Here is a 15035-nt window from a genome sequence, read left to right as displayed (position 1 = left end):
GAGCAATGCAGCAACTCAATCCTTCCGAAATAAGTGAAATTATCAAGGGCCGCATCGACAAGCTCGATGTGACCTCCCAAGCCCGTAACGAAGGCACTGTCGTCAGCGTATCTGACGGTATCGTGCGGATTCACGGTCTGGCCGACGTCATGTACGGCGAGATGATCGAGTTTCCGGGCGGCGTCTACGGTATGGCCCTCAACCTGGAGCAAGACTCCGTAGGTGCCGTTGTACTGGGTTCCTACCAGTCGCTGGCCGAAGGCATGAGCGCCAAGTGCACCGGCCGCATCCTCGAAGTTCCGGTTGGTAAGGAACTGCTGGGTCGCGTCGTCGACGCACTGGGCAACCCTGTTGACGGCAAAGGTCCGCTGAACAACACCGAGACCGACGCGGTCGAGAAAGTTGCTCCTGGCGTGATCTGGCGTAAGTCGGTAGACCAGCCTGTACAGACTGGCTACAAGGCTGTCGATGCCATGATCCCTGTCGGCCGTGGCCAGCGTGAGCTGATCATCGGTGACCGTCAGATCGGTAAGACCGCTCTGGCGATCGACGCGATTATCAACCAGAAGAACAGCGGCATTTTCTGCGTCTACGTAGCCATTGGTCAGAAGCAATCGACCATCGCCAACGTGGTTCGCAAGCTGGAAGAAAACGGCGCCCTGGCCAACACCATCATCGTGGCGGCCAGCGCATCGGAATCTCCTGCGCTGCAGTTCCTGGCACCGTACTCCGGTTGCACCATGGGCGAATACTTCCGCGACCGCGGTGAAGACGCGCTGATCGTTTATGACGATCTGTCCAAGCAGGCAGTGGCTTACCGCCAGATCTCCCTGCTGCTGCGCCGTCCACCAGGCCGTGAAGCCTACCCAGGCGACGTGTTCTATCTCCACTCCCGTCTCCTGGAGCGTGCATCCCGCGTTTCGGAAGAGTACGTAGAGAAGTTCACCAACGGCGCAGTGACCGGCAAGACCGGCTCCCTGACCGCTCTGCCGATCATCGAAACCCAGGCTGGCGACGTTTCCGCGTTCGTTCCGACCAACGTGATTTCCATCACCGATGGTCAGATCTTCCTGGAATCGGCCATGTTCAACTCCGGGATCCGTCCTGCTGTGAACGCCGGTGTTTCGGTATCCCGTGTGGGTGGTGCCGCTCAGACCAAGATCATCAAGAAGCTGTCCGGTGGTATCCGTACCGCCCTGGCCCAGTATCGTGAACTGGCGGCATTCGCCCAGTTCGCTTCTGACCTGGACGAAGCGACCCGTAAGCAACTTGAGCATGGTCAGCGCGTTACCGAGCTGATGAAGCAGAAGCAATACGCACCAATGTCGATCGCTGACATGGCGCTGTCGCTGTATGCCGCTGAGCGTGGGTTCCTGACTGACGTTGAAATCGCCAAGGTCGGCAGCTTTGAACAAGCGCTGATTGCTTACTTCAACCGCGATCACGCCGACTTGTTGGCCAAGATCAACGTGAAGGGTGACTTCAATGACGAAATCGACGCTGGCATGAAAGCCGGTATCGAGAAGTTCAAGGCCACCCAAACCTGGTAAGCCGCAGCGGGAGTCGCAAGGCTCCCGCTTGCTAACCTGATAGGTGTTACATGGCAGGCGCAAAAGAGATTCGCAGTAAGATTGCGAGCATCAAAAGCACGCAAAAAATTACCAGCGCCATGGAAAAAGTGGCGGTCAGCAAAATGCGCAAGGCTCAAATGCGCATGGCTGCTAGCCGCCCTTATGCGGAGCGCATCCGCCAGGTTATTGGTCATCTGGCCAACGCCAACCCGGAATATCGCCACCCGTTCATGATCGACCGTGCTATCAAGCGCGTCGGTTACGTCGTGGTGAGCAGTGACCGTGGTCTGTGTGGTGGCTTGAACACCAACCTGTTCAAGGCCCTGGTCAAGGACATGGCTGTAAACCGCGAACAAGGCGTCGAGATCGATCTGTGCGTGATTGGTAGCAAGGGTGCGGCTTTCTTCCGCAACTTCGGCGGCAACGTCGTCGCTGCTATCAGCCACCTGGGTGAAGAACCGTCGATCAATGACCTGATCGGCAGCGTCAAGGTGATGCTGGATGCTTACCTGGAAGGCCGGATTGACCGCCTGTCCGTGGTATCCAACAAGTTCATCAACACCATGACGCAACAGCCAACCGTGGAGCAATTGGTTCCACTGGTGGCGACCCCGGAACAGGAACTCAAGCACCACTGGGACTATCTCTACGAACCGGATGCCAAGGAGCTGCTTGACGGCTTGATGGTCCGCTACGTGGAGTCGCAGGTCTACCAGGCGGTGGTCGAGAACAACGCAGCTGAACAAGCGGCGCGGATGATCGCGATGAAGAACGCTACCGACAACGCCGGTGATTTGATCAGCGATTTGCAGCTGATCTACAACAAGGCGCGTCAGGCTGCGATCACCCAAGAGATCTCGGAAATCGTCGGCGGCGCTGCCGCGGTTTAACGGTTCAAATATTCAGAGGATCCAGCTATGAGTAGCGGACGTATCGTTCAAATCATCGGCGCCGTTATCGACGTGGAATTCCCACGCGACAGCGTACCGAGCATCTACAACGCGCTGAAAGTACAAGGCGCGGAAACTACCCTGGAAGTTCAGCAGCAGCTGGGCGACGGCATCGTTCGTACCATTGCGATGGGTTCTACCGAAGGCTTGAAGCGCGGTCTGGACGTTGTCGACTCTGGCGCTGCCATCTCCGTACCGGTCGGTAAAGCGACCCTGGGCCGGATCATGGACGTACTGGGTAACCCGATCGACGAAGCGGGTCCGATCGACACCGAAGAGCGCTGGGGCATTCACCGTCCTGCGCCATCCTTCGCTGAACAGGCGGGCGGCAACGACCTGCTGGAAACCGGCATCAAGGTTATCGACCTGGTTTGCCCGTTCGCCAAGGGCGGTAAAGTCGGTCTGTTCGGTGGTGCCGGTGTAGGCAAGACCGTAAACATGATGGAACTGATCCGTAACATCGCCATCGAGCACAGCGGTTATTCCGTGTTCGCGGGTGTGGGTGAGCGTACTCGTGAGGGTAACGACTTCTACCACGAGATGAAGGATTCCAACGTTCTGGACAAAGTGGCACTGGTCTACGGCCAGATGAACGAGCCGCCGGGAAACCGTCTGCGCGTAGCCCTGACCGGCCTGACCATGGCCGAGAAGTTCCGTGACGAAGGTAACGACGTTCTGCTGTTCGTCGACAACATCTACCGTTACACCCTGGCCGGTACCGAAGTTTCCGCACTGCTGGGCCGTATGCCTTCGGCCGTAGGTTACCAGCCGACCCTGGCTGAAGAGATGGGCGTTCTGCAAGAACGTATCACTTCGACCAAGGAAGGTTCGATCACTTCGATCCAAGCGGTATACGTACCTGCGGATGACTTGACCGACCCGTCGCCAGCGACCACCTTCGCCCACTTGGACGCCACCGTCGTTCTGTCCCGTGACATCGCTTCCCTGGGTATCTACCCAGCGGTTGACCCACTGGACTCGACTTCGCGCCAGCTGGACCCGAACGTGATCGGCCAGGAGCACTACGACACCGCTCGCGGCGTCCAGTACGTGCTGCAGCGCTACAAAGAGCTGAAGGACATCATTGCGATCCTGGGTATGGACGAGCTGTCGGAAGCCGACAAGCAGTTGGTATCCCGCGCTCGTAAGATCCAGCGCTTCTTGTCGCAGCCGTTCTTCGTGGCTGAAGTCTTCACCGGTGCCTCGGGTAAATACGTTTCCCTGAAAGACACCATTGCTGGCTTCAAAGGCATCCTCAACGGTGACTACGACCACCTGCCAGAACAAGCGTTCTACATGGTCGGCGGCATCGAAGAAGCGATCGAGAAAGCCAAGAAACTGTAATCCCGGCGCCCGGCAACGGGCGCTAATTTAGGTTGAGGCAATCAGATGGCTATGACAGTCCATTGCGATATCGTCAGTGCGGAAGGGGAAATCTTCTCCGGTCTGGTCGAGATGGTGATTGCGCATGGTGAGCTGGGGGATCTTGGTATCGCTCTGGGTCACGCACCGCTGATCACTAATCTGAAACCGGGTCCGATCCGCTTGATCAAGCAGGGCGGGGAAGCCGAGGTGTATTACATCTCCGGTGGTTTCCTCGAGGTTCAGCCGAACATGGTCAAGGTCCTTGCCGACACTGTGCAACGTGCTGCCGACCTGGACGAAGCCTCCGCTCAGGAGGCCGTCAAGGCCGCCGAGAAGGCCCTGCACGAACGAGGCGCGGAGTTCGACTACGGTTCTGCTGCTGCACGTCTGGCAGAAGCCGCAGCCCAGCTGCGTACGCTTCAGCAGATCCGCAAGAAGTAAGCGGCTAAGCCGTCTGCTTTCTGTGCGATTGATTAAAAAGGGTAGCCTCGGCTACCCTTTTTTCTTTTCCCGACATTCATTACCTGGTCGCAGCCGCTGACCACCCAGGATTGGTAGCCAGTCATGTCTCTTGAAATCGTTATCCTCGCGGCCGGCCAAGGCACCCGCATGCGTTCGGCGTTGCCCAAGGTCTTGCACCCGATCGCCGGCAATTCCATGCTCGGTCATGTTATCCACAGCGCCCGGCAACTTGATCCACAGCGCATTCACGTGGTGATCGGCCATGGTGCCGATGCGGTGCGCGAGCGCCTGGCGGCGGACGACCTGAATTTCGTCCTGCAGGACAAGCAACTGGGCACTGGCCATGCCGTGGCCCAGGCCGTGCCGTTCATCACGGCCAATACGGTGCTGATTCTCTACGGCGATGTGCCGCTGATCGAAGTCGAGACCTTGCAGCGCTTGCTCAAGCAGGTCGCGCCACAGCAGTTGGGTTTGCTGACCGTCGAACTGGATGATCCCACCGGCTATGGCCGCATTGTGCGCAACGCCGACGGCCAAGTGACGGCAATCGTCGAGCAAAAAGACGCCAACGAAGCCCAGCGCGCGATCACCGAGGGCAACACCGGTATTCTCGCGGTGCCGGCCGAGCGCCTGGGTGACTGGATGAGTCGTCTGTCGAACAACAATGCCCAAGGCGAGTACTACCTGACCGATGTGATTGCCATGGCCGTTGCCGACGGGCTGGTCGTCGCCACCGAGCAGCCGCTGGACGCCATGGAAGTGCAGGGCGCCAACGATCGCCGACAACTGGCCGAGCTGGAGCGCCACTACCAACTGCGCGCCGCCCGCCGCCTGATGGCCCAAGGCGTGACCCTGCGCGACCCTGCCCGTTTTGACGTACGCGGTGAAGTCAGCGTAGGTCGCGACGTGGTCATCGACATCAATGTCATTCTCGAAGGCAAGGTCGTCATCGAAGATGACGTGATCATCGGCCCGAACTGCGTGATCAAGGACAGCACCCTGCGCAAAGGCGTGGTGATCAAGGCCAACAGCCATCTCGACGGCGCGGTCATGGGCGAAGGCAGCGATGCCGGCCCGTTTGCCCGCTTGCGGCCAGGCTCGGTGCTGGAAGCCCGGGCCCATGTGGGTAACTTCGTCGAGCTCAAGAACGCTCACCTGGGCGAAGGCGCCAAGGCTGGCCACCTGACCTACCTGGGTGACGCTGAAGTCGGTGCGCGCACCAACATCGGCGCCGGCACCATCACCTGCAACTACGATGGCGCCAACAAGTGGAAAACCGTTCTAGGCGAAGATGTTTTTATCGGTTCCAACAACTCTTTGGTGGCGCCTGTGGATATCTCCAGCGGTGCGACCACGGCGGCCGGTTCGACCCTGACCCAGAATGTGGATAACGGCCAACTGGCAGTCGGACGCGCCCGCCAGCGCAACATCGACGGCTGGAAGCGACCAGAGAAAATCAAGAAGCCCTGAAGTTATCCACAGCCCATTCTGTGGGAGCGGGCTTGCTCGCGAAAGCGGTGGTTCAGCCAATTAATTCGTTGCTGACCCAACGCATTCGCGAGCAAGCCCGCTCCCACATTCGATTTGCGGGATTTCTGAATTTTTCTATCGGCGCCTTGACGATACCGCCGCAATAGGTTTTGATTGCTTACGTTATCTTTCGAATCGAAACTTAAGCCGCCATGTCGAAACGCAACACGCCACAGCGCCGTCACAACATCCTTGCTTTGCTCCAAGAGCAGGGCGAGGTCAGTGTGGATGAGTTGGCCAAGCGCTTCGAAACCTCGGAGGTTACGATTCGCAAGGACCTTGCCGCCCTGGAGACCAATGGCCTGCTGCTGCGTCGCTACGGTGGTGCGGTGCCGATGCCGCAGGAGTTGGTGGCCGATAACGGGCAAACCGTTTCCAAGTACAAACTCGCCATTGCCCGGGCCGCTGTGAAGCGGATCCGCGAACATGCGCGGATCATCATCGACAGCGGCAGCACGACCGCCGCCATGATCCCTCAACTCGGCCAACAGCCGGGCCTGGTGGTGATGACCAATTCCCTGCATGTCGCCAATGCCTTGAGCGAACTGGAGCACGAACCGGTGCTGTTGATGACCGGCGGTACCTGGGACCCTCACTCCGAGTCGTTCCAGGGGCAGGTGGCCGAGCAAGTGCTGCGTTCCTACGATTTCGACCAGTTGTTCATCGGCGCCGACGGCATCGATCTGGTTCGAGGTACCACCACCTTCAACGAACTGCTGGGCCTGAGCCGCGTGATGGCTGAGGTTGCCCGGGAAGTGATCGTGATGGTGGAGGCCGACAAGATCGGCCGCAAGATCCCCAACCTGGAACTGCCGTGGAGCAGCGTCCATACCCTCATTACCGATGATCGCCTGCCCGTAGAGGCCCGCGATCAGATTCAGGCCCGCGGCATTACCGTGATCTGCGCGCCTGTCAGCCAGGAGAAGTAGCATGTGTGGAATTGTCGGCGCCGTTGCTGAACGCAACATCACTGCCATCTTGCTTGAAGGTCTCAAGCGTCTCGAATATCGCGGCTACGACAGCGCGGGTGTAGCGGTGTTCACCCAAGACGAGAAGCTCGAGCGCATGCGTCGCCCAGGCAAGGTCAGCGAGCTGGAACAGGCGCTGGACGCCGAACCACTGCTCGGTCGCCTGGGCATCGCCCACACCCGTTGGGCCACCCATGGCGCGCCATGCGAGCGTAACGCTCACCCGCATTTCTCCGGCGACCTGGCGGTGGTGCACAACGGCATCATCGAAAACCATGAAGCCCTGCGTGAACAGCTCAAGGCGCTCGGTTATGTGTTCACTTCGGACACTGACACTGAAGTCATCGCCCATCTGCTCAACCACAAGCTCAAGGACCTGGCAGACCTGACTGTCGCCCTCAAGGCAACCGTCAAGGAACTGCACGGTGCCTACGGCCTGGCGGTCATCAGCGCGAAACAACCCGACCGCCTGGTGGCGGCCCGCAGCGGCAGCCCCTTGGTGATTGGCCTGGGCCTGGGGGAAAATTTCCTCGCTTCCGATCAGTTGGCGCTGCGCCAGGTCACCGACCGCTTCATGTACCTGGAAGAAGGCGACATCGCCGAGATTCGCCGCGACAGCGTGCAGATCTGGGACTTGGATGGCAAAAGCGTGGAGCGTGAGACCGTCCAGTACCGCGACGGTGCCGAAGCCGCCGACAAGGGCGAGTTCCGCCACTTCATGCTCAAGGAAATCCACGAGCAACCGGCCGTGGTGCAACGCACCCTGGAAGGCCGCCTGAGCCAGAGCCAGGTGCTGGTCCAGGCGTTCGGTCCACAGGCGGCCGAGTTGTTCGCCAAGGTCCGCAACGTGCAGATCGTCGCCTGCGGCACCAGTTACCACGCCGGCATGGTCGCCCGTTACTGGCTGGAAGAGCTGGCCGGTATTCCGTGCCAGGTCGAAGTCGCCAGCGAGTTCCGTTATCGCAAGGTAGTGGTGCAACCCGACACGCTGTTCGTCACCATTTCCCAATCCGGCGAAACCGCCGACACCTTGGCCGCCCTGCGTAACGCCAAGGAACTGGGTTTTCTCGCCAGCCTGGCGATCTGCAACGTCGGTATCAGCTCGCTGGTGCGTGAGTCCGACCTGACCCTGCTGACCCAGGCCGGTCGTGAGATCGGCGTGGCGTCGACCAAGGCGTTCACCACGCAACTGGTGGGTCTGCTGTTGCTGACACTGTCCCTGGGCCAGGTCCGTGGCACGCTGGGTGAGGGCGTCGAGGCCAAGCTGGTGGAAGAACTGCGTCGCCTGCCGGCCCGCCTGGGCGAAGCCTTGGCCATGGACAGCACCGTGGAAAAAATCGCCGAGCTGTTCGCCGAGAAGAACCACACCCTGTTCCTGGGCCGTGGCGCGCAATTCCCGGTGGCGATGGAAGGAGCCTTGAAGCTCAAGGAAATCTCCTACATCCACGCCGAGGCCTACCCGGCCGGCGAGCTCAAGCACGGCCCGCTGGCGCTTGTGGATAACGACATGCCCGTCGTCACCGTCGCGCCGAACAACGAGCTGCTGGAAAAGCTCAAGTCCAACCTGCAGGAAGTGCGCGCCCGTGGCGGCCAGTTGATTGTCTTCGCTGACGAGAAGGCCGGCATGACCAACGGCGAAGGCACCCACGTGGTGCACATGCCGCACATCCACGACATCCTGTCGCCGATTCTCTACACCATCCCGCTGCAGTTGTTGTCGTACTACGTCGCCGTGCTCAAGGGCACCGATGTGGACCAGCCGCGTAACCTGGCGAAATCGGTCACGGTCGAGTAAGGCCGGAGCGCGGGCCAGGGAGCTAGCCTGTCGGCTAGGATCCGAAACGCTCAAAAACCAACCCCCTGAAATTCAGGGGGTTTTTTATTGGGAGCAAAAAACTTCAGGCCGACTTCGCCCAAGGAGCAACGATTCGATACGCCTGGTTCACCCGTCCTGTTCGTCGTATTCATGCGAGCCGCTGAACAACTGCGTTGACAACGTGAGGCATAGGTGATGATATCGAGTCATACGACAACGTATGACATCAAAAATAATAAAAACGAAAGGCGCAGTCATGTTTTCTACATTTGCCGCCCAGCGAATTTGCAGTCCATCGGCCCCACGCGTTATCGCCGTGCGCCCGCTATCTTCTTTTTTACCTTCCGAAAAACCCTGCCCTCCAGTGCAGTCGAATTCCGCGATCTCAACGCTCGATCAGTCTCGCCTGGCGTTAGTGCTGGGCCTGTTCGTTTCCTGCTCAACTTCAAACCCACAATGAATGGCCGTACCCGGAGAACAATAATGAAGAAAACACTCTGCGCCTCTTTGATCGCCTCGTTCCTGAGCCTGACCGCCGGCACGGCAATGGCCGCCGACGCAAGCGATTGGCCAAGCCGTCCGGTACAGGTCGTAGTGATCGCCAACGCCGGCGGTGACACTGATTTCAACGCACGGATGATGGCCAAGTACTTCACCAAGGTCACTGGCAAGACCATGGTGGTCACCAACATGGCCGGTGGGGGCGGCACCATCGCCGCCGATGCGGTCAAGAGCGCAGCGCCGGATGGCAATACCATCCTGTTTACTCACACCGGCCAGTTGATCGTCAACGAGGTCGCGGGGCTGTCCGAAGACCGTTTTGATGCGTTCGATATTTCCTGTATCGCTGGCGTCGACAAGGGCGCTGTGTTCGTCTCGGCGAAAAGCTCGGGCATCGACAGCCTCGACCAGCTGATCGAGAAGGCCAAGGCCAAGCCCGGCACCATCACCTACGGCACCGAGATGGGTAACTTCTCTCATCTGCAAGGCTTGATGTTCGAGAAGCTCGCCGGCGTGAAACTGAAAATGGTCGACAGCGGCACCGTCTCGGAAAAAATCGTTGCCTTGCTGGGCAAGCGCATCGACCTCGGTGCGATCAGCTATGGCTCGGTCCAGGATTACATTTCCAGCGGCAAGATGACCGCCCTGGGCCAGCCTAACGCCGAGCGCAACGCGCTGCTGGGCGACGTCAAGACTTTCAAGGAGCAAGGCGTGGACCTGGTCCTGGACAAGCCTTACGTCGTTGCTTTCCCGAAAGGCACCGACCCGGCCATCGTCAAGAAAATGGCCGACACCATGAAGAAAATCACCGAAGAGCCGGAATATGCCGAAGAACTGAAGAAGTCCTTCAAGCAGCCGGTCAGCTTCCAGGGCTCCGAAGAAGCCGTCGCCACGTTGAATAAAACCCGCGACAGCTTCATGCAGTTCAAGGACGAGATGCGTAAAGCCAAATAATTTTGCGTAACGGTTCGGGTGCGCGCCGCGCTGGCCAGCACCCGACTCCCCGTCCTTCCCAGCAAGAGGAGCCTGTATGGATTCCTATAAAAGAAACGAGTTGATCGCCGGCCTGGCCATGCTCGGCGCCGGCATCGCTTACCTGGTATTGACCATGAACCTGCCGCGTCGCGGGACGATCGATGCCGCGTTTGTCCCTTGGGTACTCGCCGTCGCGTTGTGCCTGTTGGGGGCGTTGCAATTGTGGGTGTGGCGCAAGCTGCCGGATAAAAGTGCCGAGCCCGTGGAAAAGCCCGAGGCGATCGATTACCCAACCGTCATCAAATCCATGGCATTGGTGCTGCTTTACACGGCGCTGATGGAACCGCTGGGTTTCGTGATCACCACTGTGCTTTATCTCTATGCCCAGTTCATCGTATTGACCCCGGCGGACGAAAAGGTCAAGCACCTGCGATACGCACTGATCGCGGTCGTTTCGGCTGTTCTGATCTTTTACATCTTTCGCCATGGCTTCGACTTGCTTCTGCCGGTCGGCCTATTGGATTTCTAGGGGACGGCCATGATTGAACTCATGCAAACAGGCTTCGCAGCCGTACTGACACCCTACGCTTTCCTGATAATCACCCTCGGCGTGGTAGTAGGAATTATCTTTGGTGCGATTCCTGGACTTTCGGCCACGATGGCGATCGCTCTATTTCTGCCGCTGACTTACTCGATGGGGCCTGGTACTGGCCTGGCGCTGTTGGTTGCGCTGTTCGTTGGCGCCACCTCGGGAGGGCTGATATCGGCGATATTGCTCAACATACCGGGAACGCCGGCCTCCATCGCGACGACGTTCGATGGTTGGCCGCTGATGAAACAAGGTCATGGCGTCAAGGCCCTTGGCATTGGCGTGGTGTTCTCGTTCCTCGGCACGATTTTCAGTATCGCCGCGCTGATGTTCATCGCCCCGATCCTGGCGGAACTGGCCCTGAGCTTTGGCCCGCACGAATACTTTTCCATCGCGATCTTTTCGCTGACGCTGATTGCCACGCTGTCCACCGGCTCGCTGGTCAAAGGTTTGTTTGCCGGTGCCTTGGGCTTTGCTTTCTCCACCGTGGGGATTGCCCCGGTCGAGGCCATCCGTCGTTTTACCTTTGACCTGCCGAGCCTCAACGGCGGCTTCGCCATGCTCACGGTGATGATCGGTATGTTCGCGGTCGCCGAAGTGCTGAAGTTCGCGGAAAGCGCGCGCCTGAGCCACCGGGCCAAACCCCAGCACGTCAGCATGAAAGGCGTGAAAGGGTTTGGTTTTTCGATGAAGGAGTTCGTCGGCCAACTGCCCAATGCTACCCGTTCATCCCTGATCGGCCTGGGCATCGGCATCTTGCCCGGCATCGGTGCCGGTACGTCGAATATCGTCTCCTACATCGTGGCGAAGAAACGTTCCAAGACCCCGGAGGAGTTCGGCAAAGGCAAGATCGACGGCGTGGTCGCCAGCGAGACGGCGAACAATGCCGGTATTGGCGGCGCGATGATTCCCCTGCTGACGCTCGGCATTCCCGGCGACACCACCACAGCGGTGATGCTCGGTGGTTTCATGATCCACGGCATCCAGCCCGGGCCTCTGCTGTTCATCAGCCAGGCACCGTTGGTCTACACGATCTTCGCCGCGCTGATCCTCGCTTCCGTGCTCATGCTGGTGCTGGAGTTCTACGGCCTGCGCATGTTCATCAAGTTGCTGGCGGTGCCCAAGCACATTCTGTTGCCGATCATCCTGGTGCTTTGTGTGGTCGGTGCCTTTGGCCTGAACAGCCGGATCTTCGACGTCTGGGCGGTGCTGCTGTTTGGCTTGCTGGGGTATGGGTTCGTCAAGGCCGGTTTGCCGATTGCACCGTTCATCATCGGTTTCATCCTCGGTCCGATGGCTGAAACCAACTTGCGTCGCGGCTTGATGCTGTCCGATGGCAATTTCGGCGGCTTCCTGACCAATCCCATCTCGGCGGGCTTCCTCATCCTGGCCGCCGCGTCCATCTCCTGGCACCTGGTGACGGTCATTCGCAACCGCAAAAGTGCGGCGATTGAATTGATGCGCAGCTAGCCCATTGCATTCGCTGCTGTAACACGACGCCGTGTTGCAGCAGCCGAACCCAACCGTTCGGAGCACAGTCATGCAAGACACGCCTCAAACGCCTTCGGCCGACGACGACCGCATTGCCTGGGTGCGCGTGGCCTCGGTTTTCCTGCCGTTGGCCAACCCCATCAGCGACGCCAAGGTGTTGACCGGTCGGCAAAAGCCAATGACCGAAATCGCCATTCTGTTCGTGGAGATCGAAACCAGGGACGGCCACCGTGGCCTGGGGTTCAGCTATTCCAAGCGAGCCGGTGGCCCCGGGCAATTTGCCCATGCCCAGGAAGTCGCCCCCAGCCTGCTTGGCGAAAACCCCAGCGACATTTCCAAACTGTGGGACAAGCTCTGCTGGGCAGGTGCCTCGGTGGGGCGCAGCGGCCTGGCAACCCAGGCGATCGGCGCATTTGATGTCGCCCTGTGGGATTTGAAAGCCAAGCGGGCCAATCTTTCCCTGGCTCGCTTGCTGGGTGCCCATCGCGATTCTGTCCAGTGCTACAACACATCGGGTGGATTCCTGCATACACCGCTTGATCAATTAATGATCAATACTGACCTCTCTCGGGAGAAGGGTATCGGCGGGATCAAGCTCAAGGTCGGCCAGCCTGACCAGGCGCTGGATCTGCACCGGGTCAGCACCATCCGCAAACACCTGGGGGATGACTTCCCTTTGATGGTCGACGCCAACCAGCAATGGGACCGGCCCACTGCGCAGCGCATGTGCCGCCGTCTTGAGCCGCTTAACCTGGTCTGGATCGAGGAACCGCTGGATTGCTACGACGCCGAAGGTCATGCCGCGCTGGCCGAGCAATTCGATACGCCGATCGCGACCGGTGAAATGCTCACCAGCGTTGCCGAGCATTGGGAATTCATCAAGCTGCGTGCGGCGGATTATCTGATGCCCGACGCGCCTCGTGTCGGTGGCATCACCCCCTATCTCAAGGTCCAGGCATTGGCCGAGCAAGCGGGGCTGATGATCGCGCCGCACTTTGCCATGGAATTGCACATCCATTTGGCCGCAACTTACAGCCGCGAGCCTTGGGTGGAACATTTCGAATGGCTGGAGCCGTTGTTCAACGAACGCATGCAAACCCGCGATGGGCGCATGCTGGTGCCCACCCGGCCTGGCCTTGGGCTGTCCCTGAGCGAGCGCGTGGCGGGCTGGACGGCCGGTCAGGCAGAGTTCGGGCAGCGTCCGTAACCGGGAGGGAAGGAATGTCATCGTTGAGCGATGAAGTGCTCCAGCGGATCGAGCAAGTGGTCGGGCAGGCAGGGTTGGTGCGCGACCCTGAACTGGTGCACCGCTATCTGACGGACTGGCGTAACGCCTATCAAGGCCGGGCTGCGTTGGTGGTGCGCCCGGCAACGACCGAAGAAGTCGCCGAGGTTGTACGCATCTGCCATGACGCCCAGGTTGCCTTGGTGCCGCAGGGCGGCAACACCGGGTTATGTGGCGGCTCGATCCCTGATGCCTCCGGCAACCAAGTGGTGTTGTCCTTGACCCGTATGCGGCGCATCCGTGAAATCGACCTGGCCAATGAAACCATCACGGTCGAGGCCGGGGTGATCCTGCAGCAGCTACAGGACGCCGCCAGCCAGGCCGGTCGCCTGTTCCCGCTGTCGTTGGGAGCGGAGGGCAGTTGCACGGTGGGCGGTAATCTGGCGACCAATGCCGGCGGCACGGCGGTACTGCGCTACGGCAACATGCGTGAGCTGACCCTCGGGCTGGAAGTGGTGCTGCCTGACGGTCGTGTCTGGAATGGCTTGCGAGGCTTGCGCAAGGACAACACCGGTTACGATCTCAAGCATTTGTTCATCGGCTCGGAGGGCTCGCTGGGCATCATCACGGCAGCGGTGCTGAAGCTGTTTCCGGCGACCCACAGCACCGCGACAGCCTGGGTGGCGCTGCCTTCGCCGCAAGCGGCGGTGGACTTGATCGGCCATGTGCGCAGCCTGTGCGCCGACCGCCTGACCGGCTTCGAGATGATGTCGCGCCAGAGCCTGGAGTTTGTCCTGGACCATGTGGCGGGTTGTACGGATCCCTTGGAAGCGAAGCACCCTTGGTACGCCTTGATTGAACTGCGCGACACCGTGCCCGACGCGCCCTTGGCCCTGTTGCTGGAAAACGGCCTGGCCCATGCCTTCGAATGCGGTTGGGTCATCGACGCGGTATTGGCCAGCAGCCAGGCGCAGGCCGCGGCGTTGTGGGCGCTGCGCGAAGGTATTTCCGAGGCGCAGAACCATGAAGGCCCCAGCCTCAAGCACGACATCAGCGTACCCGTGAGCCGGATACCGGAATTCATTGAACGCACCGACAAAGCCCTGCAACAGGACTTTCCCGGCGTGCGCATCGTTTCCTATGGCCACATGGGCGACGGCAACCTGCACTACAACATCAGCAAGCCGGTCGGCGATGACGACGCCTCGTTCAAGGCCCGCGAACACGCGATCATGCAAGTCATCTACCGGATGACCAGTGCGTTCAATGGCAGCATCAGTGCTGAACATGGGCTGGGACAAGCCAAGCCTCATGCCGCAGCCCAGTTCAAGGATCCCCTGGAGATCGAGCTGATGCGTGCCATCAAACGCACGCTAGACCCGGCGGGGCTGATGAACCCTGGCAAGGTCTTTACTGCCGGGCTGGAGTGAACAGCTTTCGGGATCAGAAAAACTAGCGCTGGGAAGCGCTCAGGCTGATCGGTCTATAGTCGCTCTATAATTGTCTATAAATGAGAACGCGGCGTTCGCCGTTGTCCGCGTCATGAGTGCCAAAGGCGATCACTATGCGTCTCTCGAGGCATCATGGACTTA

The 15035-nt window shown here is 59.7% G+C and carries 12 protein-coding genes; all 12 read left to right on the top strand.

Annotation, left to right across the window (positions count from 1 at the left end; translation table 11 throughout):
• The first annotated feature begins 5 nt into the window (after positions 1-5).
• Entirely contained in the window at positions 6-1550 is a 1545-nt protein-coding gene (atpA, locus tag HU715_RS20435) for a F0F1 ATP synthase subunit alpha (protein WP_003207093.1), read from the top strand.
• A 50-nt stretch (positions 1551-1600) separates the two neighbouring features.
• Positions 1601-2461, top strand: a complete 861-nt coding sequence (gene atpG / locus HU715_RS20430) for a F0F1 ATP synthase subunit gamma (RefSeq protein WP_014340988.1) — start codon at positions 1601-1603, stop codon at positions 2459-2461.
• A gap of 27 nt (positions 2462-2488) precedes the next feature.
• Positions 2489-3865 (top strand): F0F1 ATP synthase subunit beta, encoded by a 1377-nt coding sequence (gene atpD, locus HU715_RS20425; protein WP_014340987.1) that lies wholly within the window; start codon positions 2489-2491, stop codon positions 3863-3865.
• Between the two features lie 45 nt (positions 3866-3910).
• Positions 3911-4327 carry a F0F1 ATP synthase subunit epsilon gene (locus tag HU715_RS20420; RefSeq protein WP_186706462.1) on the top strand — a complete coding sequence of 139 codons (417 nt, stop codon included), beginning with the start codon at positions 3911-3913 and terminating at the stop codon, positions 4325-4327.
• 123 nt (positions 4328-4450) lie between these two features.
• Positions 4451-5818, top strand: coding sequence for a bifunctional UDP-N-acetylglucosamine diphosphorylase/glucosamine-1-phosphate N-acetyltransferase GlmU (glmU, locus tag HU715_RS20415; RefSeq protein ID WP_186706463.1), 1368 nt, complete (start codon positions 4451-4453; stop codon positions 5816-5818).
• 212 nt (positions 5819-6030) lie between these two features.
• On the top strand, positions 6031-6807 hold the full coding sequence (locus tag HU715_RS20410; RefSeq protein ID WP_060739917.1) for a DeoR/GlpR family DNA-binding transcription regulator: 777 nt from the start codon (positions 6031-6033) through the stop codon (positions 6805-6807).
• Position 6808: 1 nt separating this feature from the next.
• On the top strand, positions 6809-8641 hold the full coding sequence (glmS, locus tag HU715_RS20405; protein WP_186706464.1) for a glutamine--fructose-6-phosphate transaminase (isomerizing): 1833 nt from the start codon (positions 6809-6811) through the stop codon (positions 8639-8641).
• Positions 8642-9145: 504 nt separating this feature from the next.
• The gene (locus HU715_RS20400) at positions 9146-10117 is read left to right on the top strand and encodes a tripartite tricarboxylate transporter substrate binding protein (RefSeq protein WP_186706465.1); all 972 of its coding nucleotides are present in this window, start codon (positions 9146-9148) and stop codon (positions 10115-10117) included.
• A 76-nt stretch (positions 10118-10193) separates the two neighbouring features.
• Entirely contained in the window at positions 10194-10667 is a 474-nt protein-coding gene (locus HU715_RS20395) for a tripartite tricarboxylate transporter TctB family protein (protein WP_186706466.1), read from the top strand.
• 9 nt (positions 10668-10676) lie between these two features.
• The gene (locus HU715_RS20390; protein ID WP_046063370.1) at positions 10677-12197 is read left to right on the top strand and encodes a tripartite tricarboxylate transporter permease; all 1521 of its coding nucleotides are present in this window, start codon (positions 10677-10679) and stop codon (positions 12195-12197) included.
• Positions 12198-12267: 70 nt separating this feature from the next.
• Positions 12268-13425, top strand: coding sequence for an L-talarate/galactarate dehydratase (locus tag HU715_RS20385; RefSeq protein ID WP_186706467.1), 1158 nt, complete (start codon positions 12268-12270; stop codon positions 13423-13425).
• Between the two features lie 14 nt (positions 13426-13439).
• Positions 13440-14873: an FAD-binding oxidoreductase gene (locus HU715_RS20380; protein WP_186706468.1), complete on the top strand. Its 1434-nt coding sequence runs from the start codon at positions 13440-13442 to the stop codon at positions 14871-14873.
• The last annotated feature ends 162 nt before the right edge of the window (positions 14874-15035 follow it).

It is taken from the genome of Pseudomonas zanjanensis (assembly GCF_014268745.2).
GTDB lineage: Bacteria > Pseudomonadota > Gammaproteobacteria > Pseudomonadales > Pseudomonadaceae > Aquipseudomonas > Aquipseudomonas zanjanensis.
Note: the sequence above shows the minus strand (reverse complement) of the source record. Positions and strands in the feature narration are given on the sequence as shown.

What these genes read in the sequence shown, in the direction of transcription:
- HU715_RS20395 (WP_186706466.1), top strand. Translation starts at nt 10,194, where the DNA reads ATGGATTCCTATAAAAGAAACGAGTTGATCGCCGGCCTGGCCATGCTC.
- atpD (WP_014340987.1), top strand. Translation starts at nt 2,489, where the DNA reads ATGAGTAGCGGACGTATCGTTCAAATCATCGGCGCCGTTATCGACGTG.
- HU715_RS20420 (WP_186706462.1), top strand. Translation starts at nt 3,911, where the DNA reads ATGGCTATGACAGTCCATTGCGATATCGTCAGTGCGGAAGGGGAAATC.
- glmS (WP_186706464.1), top strand. Translation starts at nt 6,809, where the DNA reads ATGTGTGGAATTGTCGGCGCCGTTGCTGAACGCAACATCACTGCCATC.
- HU715_RS20410 (WP_060739917.1), top strand. Translation starts at nt 6,031, where the DNA reads ATGTCGAAACGCAACACGCCACAGCGCCGTCACAACATCCTTGCTTTG.
- HU715_RS20380 (WP_186706468.1), top strand. Translation starts at nt 13,440, where the DNA reads ATGTCATCGTTGAGCGATGAAGTGCTCCAGCGGATCGAGCAAGTGGTC.
- atpA (WP_003207093.1), top strand. Translation starts at nt 6, where the DNA reads ATGCAGCAACTCAATCCTTCCGAAATAAGTGAAATTATCAAGGGCCGC.
- HU715_RS20385 (WP_186706467.1), top strand. Translation starts at nt 12,268, where the DNA reads ATGCAAGACACGCCTCAAACGCCTTCGGCCGACGACGACCGCATTGCC.
- HU715_RS20400 (WP_186706465.1), top strand. Translation starts at nt 9,146, where the DNA reads ATGAAGAAAACACTCTGCGCCTCTTTGATCGCCTCGTTCCTGAGCCTG.
- HU715_RS20390 (WP_046063370.1), top strand. Translation starts at nt 10,677, where the DNA reads ATGATTGAACTCATGCAAACAGGCTTCGCAGCCGTACTGACACCCTAC.
- atpG (WP_014340988.1), top strand. Translation starts at nt 1,601, where the DNA reads ATGGCAGGCGCAAAAGAGATTCGCAGTAAGATTGCGAGCATCAAAAGC.
- glmU (WP_186706463.1), top strand. Translation starts at nt 4,451, where the DNA reads ATGTCTCTTGAAATCGTTATCCTCGCGGCCGGCCAAGGCACCCGCATG.